13 protein-coding genes are annotated in these 15,552 nt (G+C 70.7%); 6 read left to right on the top strand and 7 right to left on the bottom strand.

All coding sequences use genetic code 11. From position 1 onward, the window contains the following. Positions 1–66: 66 nt before the first annotated feature. On the bottom strand, positions 67–1,113 hold the full coding sequence (locus ACFQS1_RS32440; protein WP_378975779.1) for a LacI family DNA-binding transcriptional regulator: 1,047 nt from the start codon (positions 1,111–1,113) through the stop codon (positions 67–69). Positions 1,114–1,255: 142 nt separating this feature from the next. On the opposite strand from ACFQS1_RS32440, the gene ACFQS1_RS32435 reads away from it, so the two are divergent. Continuing rightward, positions 1,256–2,965, top strand: a complete 1,710-nt coding sequence (locus tag ACFQS1_RS32435) for an amylo-alpha-1,6-glucosidase (protein ID WP_378975778.1) — start codon at positions 1,256–1,258, stop codon at positions 2,963–2,965. Between the two features lie 22 nt (positions 2,966–2,987). Here ACFQS1_RS32435 and ACFQS1_RS32430 read toward each other — a convergent pair whose 3' ends face one another. Then, positions 2,988–4,358: a lectin gene (locus tag ACFQS1_RS32430; protein ID WP_378975777.1), complete on the bottom strand. Its 1,371-nt coding sequence runs from the start codon at positions 4,356–4,358 to the stop codon at positions 2,988–2,990. A 142-nt stretch (positions 4,359–4,500) separates the two neighbouring features. Here ACFQS1_RS32430 and ACFQS1_RS32425 point away from each other — a divergent pair, with 142 nt between their 5' ends. After that, the gene (locus ACFQS1_RS32425; RefSeq protein ID WP_378975776.1) at positions 4,501–5,049 is read left to right on the top strand and encodes a haloacid dehalogenase type II; all 549 of its coding nucleotides are present in this window, start codon (positions 4,501–4,503) and stop codon (positions 5,047–5,049) included. Between the two features lie 57 nt (positions 5,050–5,106). On the opposite strand, the gene ACFQS1_RS32420 is transcribed toward ACFQS1_RS32425, so the two are convergent. Continuing rightward, a complete protein-coding gene (locus tag ACFQS1_RS32420) occupies positions 5,107–6,588 on the bottom strand; it encodes a nitrilase-related carbon-nitrogen hydrolase (RefSeq protein WP_378975775.1) in 1,482 nt (493 codons plus the stop codon). 186 nt (positions 6,589–6,774) lie between these two features. Between ACFQS1_RS32420 and ACFQS1_RS32415 the strand changes: the two genes are divergently transcribed. The 3 genes from ACFQS1_RS32415 (at position 6,775) to ACFQS1_RS32405 (ending at position 10,675) form a co-directional block, all read left to right on the top strand. Then, positions 6,775–7,881, top strand: coding sequence for a sensor histidine kinase (locus tag ACFQS1_RS32415; RefSeq protein WP_378975774.1), 1,107 nt, complete (start codon positions 6,775–6,777; stop codon positions 7,879–7,881). A gap of 5 nt (positions 7,882–7,886) precedes the next feature. After that, positions 7,887–8,546, top strand: a complete 660-nt coding sequence (locus tag ACFQS1_RS32410) for a response regulator (RefSeq protein ID WP_378975773.1) — start codon at positions 7,887–7,889, stop codon at positions 8,544–8,546. Positions 8,547–8,725: 179 nt separating this feature from the next. Further along, the gene (locus ACFQS1_RS32405; RefSeq protein WP_378975772.1) at positions 8,726–10,675 is read left to right on the top strand and encodes a hypothetical protein; all 1,950 of its coding nucleotides are present in this window, start codon (positions 8,726–8,728) and stop codon (positions 10,673–10,675) included. Here the strand turns inward: ACFQS1_RS32405 and ACFQS1_RS32400 are convergent. The 4 genes from ACFQS1_RS32400 to ACFQS1_RS32385 all read right to left on the bottom strand — a co-directional run bounded on the left by ACFQS1_RS32400 (position 10,619) and on the right by ACFQS1_RS32385 (position 14,334). Beyond that, entirely contained in the window at positions 10,619–11,971 is a 1,353-nt protein-coding gene (locus ACFQS1_RS32400) for a caspase family protein (RefSeq protein ID WP_378975771.1), read from the bottom strand. The genes ACFQS1_RS32405 and ACFQS1_RS32400 overlap by 57 nt on opposite strands. A 41-nt stretch (positions 11,972–12,012) precedes the next feature. Beyond that, complete coding sequence (locus ACFQS1_RS32395; RefSeq protein WP_378975770.1) at positions 12,013–12,375, bottom strand: effector-associated constant component EACC1; 363 nt, start codon at positions 12,373–12,375, stop codon at positions 12,013–12,015. 263 nt (positions 12,376–12,638) lie between these two features. Further along, positions 12,639–14,102 carry an alpha/beta hydrolase gene (locus tag ACFQS1_RS32390; RefSeq protein ID WP_378975768.1) on the bottom strand — a complete coding sequence of 488 codons (1,464 nt, stop codon included), beginning with the start codon at positions 14,100–14,102 and terminating at the stop codon, positions 12,639–12,641. 10 nt (positions 14,103–14,112) lie between these two features. After that, on the bottom strand, positions 14,113–14,334 hold the full coding sequence (locus ACFQS1_RS32385; RefSeq protein ID WP_378975766.1) for a hypothetical protein: 222 nt from the start codon (positions 14,332–14,334) through the stop codon (positions 14,113–14,115). A 309-nt stretch (positions 14,335–14,643) separates the two neighbouring features. On the opposite strand from ACFQS1_RS32385, the gene ACFQS1_RS32380 reads away from it, so the two are divergent. After that, positions 14,644–15,453, top strand: a complete 810-nt coding sequence (locus ACFQS1_RS32380) for a CPBP family intramembrane glutamic endopeptidase (RefSeq protein ID WP_378975764.1) — start codon at positions 14,644–14,646, stop codon at positions 15,451–15,453. Positions 15,454–15,552: the final 99 nt, after the last annotated feature.

The following is a 15,552-nucleotide window of genomic DNA, read 5'->3' as shown; positions in this document are numbered from 1 at the left end:
GGGGTGACGCGGACAGCGGGAATCGCGAGGCGAGCCGGCGGCTCGTCCCGGGGAGAGCGGACCGGATCAGCGGGCGGGCGCCGGCCCGGTGCTGTCACGCAGCGAGATCGGCGGGGCGAGCAGCAGGTGCCGGGGCGCGCCGTCCGGGGTGGCGATCCGCTCGAGGAGCAGGTCGACGGCGTGTGTGCCCATCTCCAGGGTGGGGACGTCCGCGGCCGTGAGCTGCGGGCGGAAGCCCTCCGCCCAGTGGCGGGCGGCGACGCCGGCGATGGACAGCTCGCGCGGGACCGCGACGCCGGCCCGCTCGATGCCACGCTGGATCCCGGGCAGCGCCGCCTCGTTGACGGTGACGATGCCGGTGATCTCGCCGTGCCGCTCGCGCAGTTGCTCGAAGCACTCCTCGCCGGCCGCCGGGTTGTCGGCGCACGGCACATTCATGCCGCTTAGGCCACGCCGGCGGACTGCCTCGGCGAAGCCGGCCTGAGCCCGGTGCGCCGGCCCGTAGCCGGCGGCGACCAGTTCGGTGGAACGGTTGATCAGCGCGACCGTACGGTGCCCGAGGTCGGCGAGGTGGTGCACGCACCGGGCGACCAGGGTGGCGTAGTCGACGTCGACCCAGCAGGTGCCCTGCGGGCGGGCGGTGTGGCCGATGGTGACGAACGGCAACCCGGCCTGCTGGAGCCGGGTGACCCGCTCATCCTCCAGGCGGATCTCCATCAGGATGACCCCGTCCACCCGGCGGCCGGAGATCAGCCGCTCGAACGACCGGTCGTGGTCACCGCCCGAGGGGGACAGCAGCACATCCAGGTCGGCGTGGGCCGCGGCCTCGACCACACTGGCGACAAAGCCGAGCTGCATGTCGGTCAGCAACAGGCTGGCCGGGGGAATGACCAGACCGATGGCCCGGGTCCGGCCCTCCTTGAGGGCACGCGCGGCGGCGTGCGGCCGGTAGCCGATCTCGTCGATCACCGCCTGGATCCGCCGCTTGGTCGCCGGGCTCACCGGGCGGCGGCCGCTCAACGCGTACGACACCGTGCTGCGCGCCACCCCGGCCCGGCGGGCGATCTCCCCGATGTTCATCTCCACCTCGAACAGTCGAATCGATTCGCTCACCACCGTAGATAGTGACGGCTGACGATGTCAACGGCCGCCCGGGCGAGGCCCAAGAGGTCCTTGATCGGACGTCGGCGGCGGCCTATGGTTCGGCGACACCGACAAGTCGAATCGGTTCGGCGGCCCACCGCGAAAGGCATCGATGTCCGTGGTCACCACCTTCTCCGTACGGGAAATTCCGTTCAGCTTCGGGGGATCCTGGTTCGGCATCTCCCCGGTCATCGCGGAGCGGACGCGCGCCGATGATCTGCATCTGGTTTCGCACCGCAACGGGATGCACCCGATCCTGCGCTTCGAGACCCGCTCGGCCGACGGGCCGGTCGGGGCGACGGTCACGGCCTCGGCCACCCGGCTGCGGTGGACCCACCGGGGCGGCTCCATCGACCTGGTCTACGAGACTGCCGACACCATCCGTTTACGCGGCACCGGCCTGGGTCTGCGCATCGCGGCCGCCGCACCGGTTTTGACGCCGTTCTCCGGCACCTACCTTTTCCGCGACCCGCGGGACGAGTCGTTGGTCTTCACTTCCTACGAGACCGGACGGCGTTACCGGGTCACCGTGCTCACCGGGATACCGCACACGTCGGCCGGCGTGGGACTGCTCGGCGCCGGCGACCGGCATCTGGAGCTGTCCGGCAGCGCACCGTGGGAGGTGGCCATCGAGGAGTACGCGACGAGTCGCGACCCGTACCAGTCCCCGGCCACCTTCGACGAGGTGGCCCGGCAGGCGGACGACGAGTTCCGCCGATACCTGGAGACGGTGGCGCCGTGGCGAAGCTCCCGGACGCCGGCCGCGGAACTCGCCACCTACGTGATCTGGTCCGCCACGGTGGCGCCCGGCGGGTTCCTCACCCGGCCCGCCGTGCTGATGTCCAAACACTGGATGGACAAGGTGTGGAGCTGGGACCACTGCTTCAACGCCCTGGCTCTCGCCGCGGGGGACCCCGGGCTGGCCTGGCACCAATTCCAGCTACCGTTCGACCACCAGGACCCGACCGGCGCCCTGCCCGACTCGGTGACCCACTCCGAAGTGCTCTACAACTTCGTCAAGCCGCCCATTCACGGCTGGGCCTTCGCGCGCCTGCGCCTGCACCTGCCGGAGCCCCTGGAGCGGCAGCAGCTGACCGAGACCTACCAGCGGCTGAGTCGCTGGACCACCTTCTGGCTCACCCAGCGTCGCCGGCCCGGCCGCCCTCTTCCCCACTACCAGCACGGGAACGACAGCGGCTGGGACAACGCCACCACCTTCGACGCCGGCCGGGTGCTGGAAACCGCCGATCTGGCCGCCTTCCTGGTCATCCAGCTGCGCGAGCTCGGCACCCTCGCGGCCGAGCTCGGCGACGCCGCGGCCGCCGCGCAATGGCGCGACACCGCCGAAGAGATGCGGGCCGCGCTGCTGTCGGAGCTGTGGGACGGCAGCCGGTTCCGCGCGCGCGATCCACGAACCGGCGCTACCCACCACAGCACCAGCCTGCTGGCGCTCATGCCGATCACGCTCGGCGCCGACCTGCCCGCCGACATTCGCACGTCCCTGGCCGCGGCCCTCAAAGCCCATCTGACCCCGCACGGCCTGGCGACCGAGCCGGTCGGCTCCGAGCTCTACGCCGCGGACGGCTACTGGCGCGGACCCATCTGGGCGCCCGCGACCCTGCTGATCGAGGACGGCCTCCGGCGCGCCGGACACATCGACCTCGCCGACGACATCAGCAGCCGCTTCCGCCGGCTGTGCGAGACCTCCGGCTTCGCCGAGAACTTCGACGCGGACACCGGAGCCGGACTCCGCGACCGCGCGTACACCTGGACCGCGGCCGCCTACCTCATCCTCGCCGCGGCGGAGCATCAGCGCACGTGACGCTCCGCCCCGAATGGGGTGGTCAGCTGCGGAAGCTCCATCGCTGGTTGGCGCCGCCGTTGCAGGACCAGAGGATGACCTTCGTGCCGTTCGCGGTTCCCGCGCCGTTCGCGTCGAGACACAACCCCGACTGCACGCCGGTGATGGTGCCGTTGGAGTTGACGTTCCACTGCTGGTTGGTCTGCCCGTTGCAGTCCCAGATGATCGCGGCGGTGCCGTTGCTGGTGCCCCGGCCGCTGGCGTCGAGACACTTATTGCCGTACACCTGCAGTTGCTTGCCCGAGGTGTACGTCCACCGCTGATTCGAGCCACCCGAACAGTCGTACAACTGCGTCTGTGTGCCGTTCGCCGAGCTCGAATTCGGCACGTCCAGGCACCGGCCGGACTGGCTTCCCACCACTTCGGCGTTCTGCTGGCCGCCGCCGGGCGGGGCGCTGGTCGTCGGCGAGCTCGGCGGCGGGCCACTCTGGAACTGCGTGAAGAAGTTCCAGACGACGTCTTTCGTCCAGGTCATCCAGCCGCCGCAGGTGCATCCGTCGATGGGACCGGGGTCGTGGCCGGCCCCGTCGAACGCGGCCCACACGACCGGGTATCCGGCCCGGCAGCCGGAATACGCGGTGACCACGTGGGTCAGGCTTCCGGACGCCGGCTCGGGCGGATTCTGGCTGGTGCAGCCATTGTTGCGGACGAAGGTGTCGCGCAGCGCCCGCCCGGACGCGATGGGCAGCACGTTGTCCCGCAGGCCATGCAGTCCGATGTACGCGACGGGCTGCGTGCCACCGTCGCATCCGCTGAGGTTGGCGCCGGAGTAGACAGCGACCGCGCGAAAGACAGTGGGCCGGGAACACGCGAGCGCATAGGTCATCGCGCCGCCGTAGCTGAAACCGGTCGAGAATATCTGCGTGGTGTCGACGCAGAGGCCGGTCTCGAGCTGGCTGCGGATGGCGTCGACGAAGGCCACGTCCTGGCCGCCGGAGTTGCCCCAGCCGTTGTTGATGCCCTGCGGCGCGACGAAAATCGTGCTGTTGTTCGCGTTGTCCGCCAGCCGCCGGAGCCCGTAGTAGGACCAGTTGTATCCGTCGGTCCCGCCGGAGTCGACGTCGTTGGCGGTACCACCCACCCAATGGAATCCGAAGATCACTCGGTACGCGTGGTTGCTGTCGTAGTTGGCCGGGACCCGCAGGATGTAGCTGCGGGTCTGGCCGCCGCTCTGGATCGTATGGGTTCCGCTCGCCAGCGTCGGCGACTTCGCGCAGCCCGCGGTCGCCGCGAGCGGGCGCACCCCGGCCGACGCGCTGCCGCCGAGCCGGCCGGTCAACGTCAAACCGGTCAGGACAAGGACGGCGAGCGCCACCATCGCGGCCGCGAACGGCAGTCCACGTTTTCGGTTCACGGCTCCTCCTGACCGTCGATGCAGCAGCAACATAGGTCGTACGTACGATGACTGTCAAGTGACGCTCATCGATGTCCTGCGCCACTCAGGAGGCCTTGCGGCTCGCGCGCTCCCGCCCGACGGAGAAGAATCGGGCGACCAGATGTTGCAGTTGTCCTTCGTCGGCGGCCTCACCGGCGAGTACGTCGACTTCACGACCGCCCAGCACGCCGCGCTGGCGATGCTCGCCGAACGCACCGGCACCGAGCTGAGCGACGCGCGGGCGCAGGCGATCGTCGACGGGATGTCCGCCCTTCCGCCGCATCCGGAGGTGCCCGCGGCGCTGGCCCGTCTGCGCGGTCACGGCATCACGATGGTGGCGCTCACCAACTCGGTGCTGGCGGTGGCCGAGGCGCAGCTCGCGCACGCCGGGCTGCGCGACCTGTTCGACGACGTGTTCTCGGCCGATGCGGTGCGCCGGCTGAAGCCGGCGCCCGAGCCATATCTCGCGGTCGCTGAGCGGTTCGGCGTCGCCATTTCCGACGTACGCCTGGTGACCGCGCACGCCTGGGACGTCTCGGGCGCCCTCGCCGCCGGCTGCCGGGCCGCCCTCGTGCGGCGTCCCGGCGTCGTCCCCAGCCCGCTGGGCGACCAGCCGGACATCGTCGGCCCGACGTTGACCGACGTCGTCGACCGGATCCTGGCGGGGTAAGCATCCGCCACTCCGCGACGGCGCCGCCGTGGAGGACGCAGCCGGCCTTCCCCGAAGTCACCCCACCGCGGCCACGGCGGGCTCCGCCGGGCGACGGTCGCGTTCCGGTCGGGGACGGGCTCGATACCCGGCGGCGAGCCCGATCAGAAGCACGAGCACGCAGGCCCAGGCGAACCAGTCGCCCCAGGCCGCGTAGAGCGTGGTCGCCCCGCGCTCGGGCGGCGCGGCGACCAGGGACACGAACGGCGCGTCGGCGGAATGCGCCTCGGCCCGGATCCGGCCGTACGCGTCACTCACCACCAGGTCGCCGTTCCGGGCCGCGCGCACCACGGTGAGCCCGCTCTCGACTCCCCTGGCGACCGCCATCCGGCCGTGCAGCCAGGCGTCGCGGTTGAAATCCCAGGCCGGAACGAACAGCGTGGTGGCCCCGCTCCGGCGGTAATCGCGGACCAGGCCGGGCAGATCCAGGTCGAAGCAGATGGCGATCCCCCACCGGGTGCCGGTGTCCGGGACGTACGCCAGCCGGTCCCCCGCCGTGAAATCGCTCTCCAGCCCTGGGATCAGATGGCGCTTGAAGTACTCGACCGGCCGGCCGCCGCCGGCCGGGAAATCGATGGCCGCGTTGCGCAGCTCCCCGCCGCGCTCGAGGATCAGCCCGGCGATGATGTCGATGTGCCGGTCGGCGGCGAGCCGGGCCAGCGGCGCCGCCAGGATCGGCAACGTCGTGTCGTCGGCGGTGAACGACTTCTCCGGGAGGACCACGACGCGCGCGCCCCGGGCGGCGACGTCCGGAATGGCGGCCGCGTACTCGGCCAGCAGCGCCCGGCCCTCGGGCGTGTCGACCGGCGGCGAGCCGGGCTGACGATCGGTCGCGAGCAGCGCCACCTGCTGCGACCCGTCCTCGTCCGGCGTGTGCAGGCGCCAGGCGCCGTATCCCGCGGTGAGCGCGAGGACGATCGCGGCGACCACGGCCACCCGTGCCCGGCCGATCGCTCGCGGCGCCAGGAGCGCGGCCGCCGCGGTGGGCACCGCGAGGAGCAGGAAGGTGATGCCCCAGGGCCCGGCGATCGAGGCCGTCTGCAGCACGGGAAGGATGTCCGCCTGGGTGTACGCCAGGCTCCACCAGGCCCCGTTCGGCGACAGCACCGACGCCGCGTACTCGATCACCACCCACGCGGCCGGCAGCGCCACGACGGCCGTGACCGGCCGCCCGCGCAGGATGAGCCCCCGGGCGAGGAGCACGGCCAGCCCGAACAGCAGCGCGGACCCGATGACCATCGAGACCGCCATCGGCGGCGGTATCCGCACGGTTCGCAGGAAATATCCCCACATCGGGGTCTCGCCGCCGAGCCACGCGGCCGACGCCGCGAGGAACGCGACCCGGGCGCGGACGCGCGGGGCAAGCAGGAGCACGGGTACGGGTGCGAGCCAGGTGAGCCACGGCACCGGCCGCAGGCCCGTGCCGAACACGAAGAGCATCGCCGAGAGCACGGTGGCGGCGAGCGCCACGCCGAAACGACGGATTGATGAGTACGCCATGCCGCCCCACGCTTCCGGAGGCGCCCTCCCCGCACATCGCCGCCGGGAGCGGTCCGCACCGCCCTCGCACGGGCCGTCGGGTCTCACTCCTGCGAGGGAGACGGTCATCGACCGGCGGGCGAGGCGTCCGGGGATGGCGATCGCCTAGGGTCGTACCACGGTGTCTCGGCCGATCGGGGGGCGGTAGTGCGGGCGGACATTCTCAAGGTCGAGCGGGCCGACGTCGCGGTCGCCGCCGTCGTCACCGTGCTCACGGTGACCCCCGCGTTCATTCCGTACGTGCGGCCGTGGTGGTTCGTGGCCCTCGCCGTCCTGATGTCGGTGCCGGTGCTCTGGCGGCGCCGCGCGATCCTCACCACCGGAGTGATCGTCGGCAGCGCGACGACGCTCGTGGCGATCGCCGCCAAATCCTTGCCGCAGTCGGTGATCCTGCTGCCGTACGGCGTACTCGTGTGCACCTACACCTTCGCGGCGGCCGATCTTTCCCGGGTACGCCGCGCCATCGGCATCGCGGCCCTGGTCGTCGGGGTGGCGATGTCGCTGATCATCCCGCACGAGAACCTCGAGACGTACCGCTATCTCGTCACGGTGATCGTGGCCGCGTACGCCTTCGGCATCGGCGCGCGGGCCCGGCGGGCCAAACGGGAAGCTCTGCGCGAGCGCGAACATCGCCTCCGGGAGGAACGCGCCGCCGCCGCCGCGCAGGAGCGCACCCGGATCGCCCGCGACATGCACGACATCGTCACGCACTCCGTCGGGCTCATCCTCATCCAGGCCGAGACCGGCCCGCTGGTGGTGCGCGACCATCCGGAGAAGGCCGAGGCGGTGTTCGAGTCGATCGCCGCCGCGGGGCGGGACGCGGTCGGCCAGCTTCGCCTGATCCTCGGCGCGCTGCACGGGCCGGACCCCAGCCGCGCGCCGCAGCCCGGACTCGCCTCGCTGCCCGGGTTGCTGGACAATGCCCGCCGGGCCGGCCTGGACGCGTCCGCCGAGGTGCGCGGTGAGCCGCGCGAGCTGCCCTCCGGCGTCGACATGGCCGCGTACCGGGTGGTGCAGGAGTCGCTGACGAACACCATCCGGCATGCCGCCGCGACAACCGTGCGCGTGCGTCTCGCCTGGTCCAGCGACACCCTGGAGATCGGCGTCGCCGACGACGGCCGCGGCGCCGGCGAGGTCCGGGAGGGGTACGGCATGACCGGAATGCGCGAGCGCGTCGCGGCCTGCGGCGGCCGGCTTGCCGTACGGCCGGGAGACCCGGGCTTCACCGTCACCGCGACCCTGCCGATCGGCTGACCGCAATGCTCCGCGTGCTCGTGGCCGACGACCAGGATCTGTTCCGCGGCGGCTTCGCGCTGATCCTCAACGCCGCCCAGGACATCACGGTCGTCGGCGAGGCGGCGAACGGCGCCGAGGCCATCGCGAAAGCGGTCGAGCTGAAGCCCGACCTGGTGCTCATGGACATCCGCATGCCCGGCGTCGACGGCGTCGAGGCAACGGCCGAGGTCGTCCGGCGGACCCCGGCGAAGGTCCTGGTCCTGACCATGTACGACGTGGACGAGTACGTCTACGACGCCCTGCGCGCCGGCGCCAGCGGCTTCCTGCTCAAGGACGTCCGGCGCGACGACCTCATCCAGGCGGTCCGCCTGGTCGCCGCCGGCCAGGCGCTGCTGGCGCCGGCCATCACCCGCCGGCTGATCGAGGAGTTCGTCGGCCGAGGCCGCGCCCGGCCCCGCCTGCGGCAGCGCCTCGGCGACCTGACCGACCGCGAGATGGACACCCTCAGACTGCTCGGCCGCGGCCGCTCCAACGCCGAGATCGCCGCGGAGCTGGTCGTCACCGAGCACACGGTCAAGACGCATGTCAGCAACCTGCTGACCAAGCTGGGCCTGCGAGACCGAGCCCAGGCCGTCGTCTTCGCGTACGAATCCGGCTTGATCGTCCCCGGAGACTCGCCCTGACCACAAGGCACCAACTCGCCTCGCCGGGTCGACAGCGGGGCGGTCTGCCTCACCCGACTCGCAGATGCAGAAGGAGGACGCACGAGCGATCACACTGCGAGATCGTCTGAGTGCGTACCGTGTAGGGTTCGTCGCATGGAGCGCTATCAGCTCTCAGCGACGGCACGAGAATCAGGCCGATGGGAATCGGCCTGATCCTCGCGGCTGCCGGGCTCCTCCTCCTGCTGCCGGTGGGGAACGACGGGCAAGGCCTCATCGCCGATCCGGTCCAGCGGTTCGACAGCGTCGCGGTGCTGGTCACCGCGGGAGTAAGCCTGTTGCTCACGAGCCGGCGGCCGCTCGCGTTCTGGCTGGTGCTGACCATCGTCGGGTCGATCGGCTACATCACCGAGCAATCGAACCCGTGGGCGCCGCCCGGCTGGCACAACCGGGTCGTGCTGATCAGTGTTGTGCTTTTTGCCGCGGCGACGCTCCTGTCCGCCGTGCCGGCGCCTCGATCCAGCGGGGCCGCCCTGCTGTTGACCGGGGTGATCGGCGGGATCCTGTTCCTCGGCGAGCAAAGGCCGGGCCTGGTCCCGTGGGGCGACGAGGTCCATGCCTTCCTTGTCGACGCGTTCTTCCTGATGGCAACCGTGGTGGTTGTGCTGTGGCTTCGCGACCGCAAACGTTCCCGGGCCGGCTTTGTGCTCACGGTCAGCGGCATTACGGCGTACGCCCTGGAGCAGACGAGTGCGTGGGCGCCTGCCGGATGGCACAACCGGATCGCTGTCATGGCCGCGATCGCCGCGATCATCGGCATCGTGGCCGCCATCGCCGACGACGTGGGGCGGAAAAGCTATGGAATGGCGTTCGTCGCCGGTACCGGCTGGGGCATCGGTGCCATCGTCGCCCGACATCAGCAACAGTGGCAGTCGTACATAGGACCGCGGCTCGCAGGCGTACTCGACATCGTCTCAACCGGCCTGCTGGTTGTCGCCGTCACTGCCTTGGTCTGCTTCACGATTCAGGTGGCGACCGAGGCGCTCCGACAATTCCGGGAGCAGGAGGACGAGAGGAACGCCTACCGCGTCCCGGAGTTCTGCATCGGGCTGATCCTGGTTTCCGGCGGCGGCTTCCTGCTCGCCGCCATCGCCCTTGCCGGCCTGCGGGTCTTCGACCAGAACCGCCTCGGTGCCTTCGGGCTGGGCCTGCTCACAGTGGCGGGCCTGGCCAGTGGCTTCGCCGCGGGATGGATCGCACTCGCGGCGGCCGCCGATCTCGGCAGGATGGCCAGCCCGCCTCGAGACCGGTACGAGCTGGCGACGTTCGTCGCCGAGTCCGTGATCGACGGCCCGCGTGATCTGGGGCCTGGGCCGGTCGTCGCCTTCAGCGGCACGGCGTTACTTCTGATCTGCGCGATCGTGTTCGGCGCCACGCCCGCCTGGTTGACCCTCGGGCTGGCCGGCGGCGCCCTGGTCGTGGTCGGCGCCGCACTGTCCAGCGCCCGCTTCCTTCAGGAGCTCGCCGTCCGGGCCGAACGTGATCCCGGATTGGTCCGGCTCAGCCCGACTCAGCTCTGGCAACAGCAGAAGCTGGCGTCCCGGGCCGTCGCGGCCGGGGGCATCGGTATCGTCCTGCTGTTCCTGGTCCACTCCGAAACCGTGCCCATCGCGCTGCGCTTCCTGCTGTCGCTGGCGGCGATCGCAGGGTTCGTCGTGGCGGCGTCAGAGGCGCCAGTACACCTGTTGGTCGCCCTCCAGGGAACCCGGGACGACGTCGGATGGACGGAGACGAAAAACGACCGTCGACTGCGCCGGCCCACCCGCGTCGCCCTGGCCGGCCTCATCGCCAGCGTCACCGCCACGGTCTGGGTTACCTCGTTTCCGCTCGACACATGGCAACGAACGGTGCTCACACTCACCGCCATCGCCGGCTTCTGCGTAGTGTTCGCCTTTGGAGTCCTCGCGATCGTCACCGTCACCGAGACCATCCGGACCGGCGATCGCACCGTCGCCCACCGCGCCGAACGCATCGCGGCAACCAAGGGCAACCTGTACCGGCTCCTGCCCGCACCGCGCCGCGCCGCGCACGACCTACGCCCGGAATGGGACCTCGCCGAGGAGGCTTTCGACTTCGAGCCGCCCCGCTGAATCAAGCGAGGCTGTTTTCAAGACGGCGTTCAGGATCAGCCAGGCGGGTTTGTTCTCGCCGAGCGAGATGAGTTCCTTGATCGCCGCCAGCACCCCTTCCAGCGACATACCGGTGGCGCGCAACACCGTCGCCATCAGCAGGCCCCACAGTTGCTGGTCGGTGAGCCGGTCCAGCCGCACCGGCCGGACCGCGATCTCCTCCGCGGGCTCGTCGTCTCCATTCGGGTCGGTCTCTTCCTGCGGGCGAGGCCACTCGTCGGCGGGTTCGTTGATCGTCAGGAGCACCCGAAGACCCTCTAAGGCTTGTACGCCTCCACCCGGGCCCACCACCTGATTGAGGCCGTTGACGGCGCCCGCCTCATCGCCCAGCAGGTCCAGCCGCCAGGCCACATTGATCCGGAGCAGCGACGGTACCTGCGGCGACTCAGTGATCATCCGGAGCACACGGAGGAACATGTCGTCGGTCTCGGCCCGCCGGGCGATCGCGTCGACGGTGTCGAGCCGGGTTTCCAAATCCAGGCGGTCGCCCACCACGTCGTCGAGGTACGAAAAGTAGCCCGCCTCCTGCCCGCCGGTCCGGGCCGCAGCCGGCTGATAGGCACGGTTGCGCACGATCGCCAGGCTGGCCGCGTCTCCGGTGTTCTGCTGGGCCGGTTTCGGATTCGGCCCGGCGAGCGCCAGCCGCAGGTGCTGGTAGAGCCGGTGCATCTCGATGAATTCGTACGCGTCGGGGATACCGGTGAGCAGCAGCTTGATCAGGGCACCGGTGAACGTCGTGTAGGTGCTGCCCTCTGGCGCGAGTGACCGCTGGTTGGCCGCCGAGGAAGCGAGGACATAGACGCCGGACATGGACGCCTGGCTGGCGAGCACCTCCGAGTCGTTCCCGGCACCGAGCCGTCCGGCGGTGGCCACCCCGGAATAGCAGCAATCCAGCACCAAGATCCGAAAGCGGGCCGGACTTTCCCGGATCGCGCCCTCGAGGTCGTCGATACGCAGGAACGACCACGGCGTTTCGTCGCTGTCCGCCAGACTCAGCAGGAGCGCGTCACCGCGCTGGTCGTCGCGGATGGCGTGCCCGCCGTAGTAGACGACGAAGGTGTCATCGGCACGCTGGCCCATCCGGGTCACCGCTTCCAGCGCGTCCCTCCGGCTGGGCTGCTCGATCGTGGTGCAGTTCTCGTGGAGGAAGAATCCCACCTCCCGATCGCACAGCGCGTCCCGGAGGCCGCCCAGGTTTGCCGGGATCTGCGGCACGTCCGGCAAGTTCGGGTCGGTGCAGGCCTGCGTGCCGATCAAGACCGCAGTCGACTTGGCGGGACAAGGCGTCCACAGACTTGTCACTCGTCTTCCAGCTCTCGGGCAATGCCCCGCACCAGCCTCTCCAGATCCTCGGTGGAGGCGTTGCGCAGGCTGCCGCTACTCACGCTGACCTTCTTCTTTCCGATGCTCAGCTCGACCGAGACATCCGACCGCCTGCTCTGCAGCCACAACGCAACCGACTCGATCAACACGGTGACGGCGCCGCCGCCCTCCAGTAGCATCCGCATGATCTCCAGTTCCGCACCCAGTTCCCCGGGCCGAGCCTGTGCCGGTGCCACCTTCAACCGACGAGGCACGTTCTCGTCGGCGGCCAGCCAGGATCGCAGCGAGGAACGCAGGGACGGATCGTCGATCGTGACGACGAGTTCGGTGGTCGGCATCCCTTGAGAATGGACGATGACCGATGCGGGAATCAACGGATCGACCGCAGCGGTGAGGGCCGGTCCTCGCTGAGCGCCTCCGCCCAGCCTGACGAGCGGAGGCCTCGTCGGAGCGGTCGCCGCGGCTTCAGACGCATTGGATCCGGAGCCGAGAGTCAGGTCCGGCGTTGTTCCGGATCTCCCGCTTCGGTCAGCGTTTCATAGAAAGACGTCCATCGCGGCCGGCAGTGCTGCACCGGCCGCGACGATTCTGGCGACGATCCTCAGCCCTCGCACACCCGGTCGGCGGGTGCCTGGGGACGGATCAGGTACTGATCGGTGGCGGCGCGGGCGCACTCGGAGGTGTGGTACGACGTGTGCCCGTCGCCGGTACGGGTGAGCATGACGCTGCCGTCGATCTGGGCGGCGAGGCCGTGTGCCCACTGGTACGGGTCGGACGGGTCGAAGACCGAGTGCACGATCAGCGTGGGCACATCCCGTACGTGCAGCGGCCGGGGCGGGTTCGCCGCCGGGAGGGGCCAGCCGGCGCATCGGATGATCTGCCAGGACTCGGCGGCGCCCTGCAGGTGCGGCGCGAGCTGCCGGCCCAGTTGCAGGCGCTGCTGCATCTCGCCCCAGGTGCGGACCTGTGACACGTACTCCATGCAGCCGATGGCCCCGTGCGCCTCCACGTCGTCCTGCAGGTATTCGACCGGCGGCAGGGCGAATCCGGAGGCGTCGCCGGCGACGGCGCGGGCGATCGCCCGGGACAGGCCGGCCCAGGAGAGATCAGGTCCGCCGAGCGCCGGCTCCTTGAAGGCCAGCAGCCGGATGGTTTGCATCCGGATGTCCTCGCTGGTCACCGGGCGCAGCGCGCCGTCGTCCGGGATCGGGTGGCGCTCGGCGCCGGCCACCAGGCGGTCGTAGACGGCGCCGACGTCCTGTCCGCGCAGCGCGCACTCCGGCGCGGTGCCGCACCAGGCGGCGAACCGGTTGAAGGAGGCCTCGGCGCCGAGGATCTCCTCGGCGAGCTGCTGGTTGTCCGGCAGGCTGTGTTCCAGCGCCGAGTCGAGCACCATCGCGCGGGTGCGGCCCGGGAACAGCTCGGCGTAGTTGGCGGCGAGCTGGCTGCCGTACGAGATGCCGAGCCAGGTCACCCGGTCGACGCCCAGCGCGGCGCGGGCGGCCTCGTGGTCGCGGGCGACGCTGACGGTGTCGGTGTGCTCGAGGTACGCCCCGGTTCCGCGCAAGCAGCTGCGCCCGAAGTCCCGGTTGTACCGGATCATGGCATCGAACTCCTGCTGGGTGCGCGGGAACATGGTGTACGAGGGCGTGATGGCCGGCAGATCACAGCGGATGGCGTCGGCGTTTCCGGTCCCCCGCGGATCCACCCCGACGATGTCGAACCGGGCGCGCAGCGTGGGCGAGAAGTACGAGTCCTCGTCCACCACGTACTTCACCTCGCCGTCGCCGGGTCCACCGGCGTTGAAGAACAGCGTGCCGATGCGCCGGGCCGGGTCGTCGGCCAGCCGCCGCGCGACCGCGACGGCGACCTTCGCGCCGCGCGGTTGCGACCAGTCGACCGGGACCTGCATGGTGCCGCACTGCTTGGCGGGCGCGGTCGGGCACGGCGCCCAGTCGATGGTGAGCCGGCCGGCGGCTTGGCCGGAGACCGGTGGGCTGAATCCCAGGGTGAGGACGACAGCCAGGGACGCGCCGAGCAGAAGGTGCTTGGACATGGTCTTCATTGCGGAACTCCTAACGTGTGGTCACGGGCGAGGCGGGGTTCTTGTCCACGCGGACGCTGCTGCCGCCGACTCCGGGGCGGACGTCGACGTCGACCGCGCCGGCCTGCGCGGTGATCTCCACCGCCGTCGCCGCCGGCACGCGGATGCGGAAGCGGACCTCGCAGCGGGCTTCGTCGCCGCCGCAACCGGACTCGGTCAGCCGCAACGTGGCGCCCCCGACCTGATGGGCCATGACCGGCTTGCCCTTGGCGTAGCGGTACTCCTCGGTGACGCAGCGCCACCGGGGTGCGTTTCGGCATGGGACTCACCTGTCCGAAGAAGACGTGGTCAGGACGCATCCCACGCTCGCAGCCGGGGACGATCGCGGTAAGGCGGCGCACTGGCCGGTCGGGGGGCCGGTTTTCTGGCGTGCGGGGTGGTGGCGCGCCGTACGCCAGAAAACCGGCCGTCCCATCCGCCAGCGGACCGGCTTACCGGGTGCCGCCGGCGCTGCGAGCGTGAGGAGGCCGGATCGATCGCCTACCGCATGAGGAGCGTCGTCATGAAGACCCAGATCATCCAGGAACCGCCACGAGAAACCACCCGGAACGGCTTGGCCGAGTGGATCACCCGCCACCGGCTGACCAGCTTCTTCGTCCTGGCGTACGTGCTCGCCTGGTGGTCCTGGCCGTTGTATCGCCTGGACGTGTGGCCGCGACAGGAATTCCAAGCGATCGGCGCGCTGCTGGCGGCGCTGATCGTCATCGCCGTCGCGGACGGCCGGGCGGGTTTCCGCGACCTCGGCCGGCGGATGATCCGATGGCGGGTGCCGTGGTACTTCTACGCCTTCGCGCTGCTGGTGCCGGTGGTGCTGCGCTTCGGGGTGTCGGCGGTCAACAGCGCGCCCGGCCCGGCGTGGTCGGATCTCGCCTGGGGCAGTTTCGCGCTGACGTTCCTCGTGCGCCTGGTCAACCCGATGGACGGGCCGATGGCCGAGGAGCCGGCGTGGCGCGGGTTCGCCGTACCCCGGCTGCAGCGCGACCTGTCCCCGCTGGCCTCCGCAGCCGTTCTCGGGGTCCTGGTCGCCCTCTGGCATCTGCCGCTGCTCGGCGACGTCGGCCCGGCCGGCCTGGTCGCCACGTTCGTCATCACCTTCGTGTACGTCTGGCTGTTCAACCGCACCGGCGGCAGCGTGCTGCTGGTGCTGCTGTTCCATAATGCCCAGGGCTTCCTGACGATGACCGACCTGGGCTACCGCGGCGCCGATCTGTCCCGCCAGGAGTGGTACGAGTGCGCCGCGTGGACCGTGGTCGCGCTCGCGCTGATCCTCGCCGACCGGGCCGCCTGGAGATCCGGGAGAGAACACGCCTGAGCACGATCCCGAGCGGCCGCGCCTGGCGGCGCGGCCGCCCCGCGGGTTTCCTGGTGTCCAAGGTGCTGGGTGAGGGCGTAGCGTCTATCGCGACGCCGG

It is taken from the genome of Paractinoplanes rhizophilus (assembly GCF_042664765.1).
Classification (GTDB): Bacteria; Actinomycetota; Actinomycetes; order Mycobacteriales; family Micromonosporaceae; genus Actinoplanes; species Actinoplanes rhizophilus.
Note: the sequence above shows the minus strand (reverse complement) of the source record. Positions and strands in the feature narration are given on the sequence as shown.

Bases quoted from the DNA above. Each gene is read 5' to 3' on its own strand.
- ACFQS1_RS32435 (WP_378975778.1), top strand. From the start codon at position 1,256: ATGTCCGTGGTCACCACCTTCTCCGTACGGGAAATTCCGTTCAGCTTC.
- ACFQS1_RS32425 (WP_378975776.1), top strand. From the start codon at position 4,501: ATGTTGCAGTTGTCCTTCGTCGGCGGCCTCACCGGCGAGTACGTCGAC.
- ACFQS1_RS32420 (WP_378975775.1), bottom strand. From the start codon at position 6,588: ATGGCGTACTCATCAATCCGTCGTTTCGGCGTGGCGCTCGCCGCCACC.
- ACFQS1_RS32410 (WP_378975773.1), top strand. From the start codon at position 7,887: ATGCTCCGCGTGCTCGTGGCCGACGACCAGGATCTGTTCCGCGGCGGC.
- ACFQS1_RS32405 (WP_378975772.1), top strand. From the start codon at position 8,726: ATGGGAATCGGCCTGATCCTCGCGGCTGCCGGGCTCCTCCTCCTGCTG.
- ACFQS1_RS32395 (WP_378975770.1), bottom strand. From the start codon at position 12,375: ATGCCGACCACCGAACTCGTCGTCACGATCGACGATCCGTCCCTGCGT.
- ACFQS1_RS32390 (WP_378975768.1), bottom strand. From the start codon at position 14,102: ATGAAGACCATGTCCAAGCACCTTCTGCTCGGCGCGTCCCTGGCTGTC.
- ACFQS1_RS32385 (WP_378975766.1), bottom strand. From the start codon at position 14,334: ATGGCCCATCAGGTCGGGGGCGCCACGTTGCGGCTGACCGAGTCCGGT.
- ACFQS1_RS32380 (WP_378975764.1), top strand. From the start codon at position 14,644: ATGAAGACCCAGATCATCCAGGAACCGCCACGAGAAACCACCCGGAAC.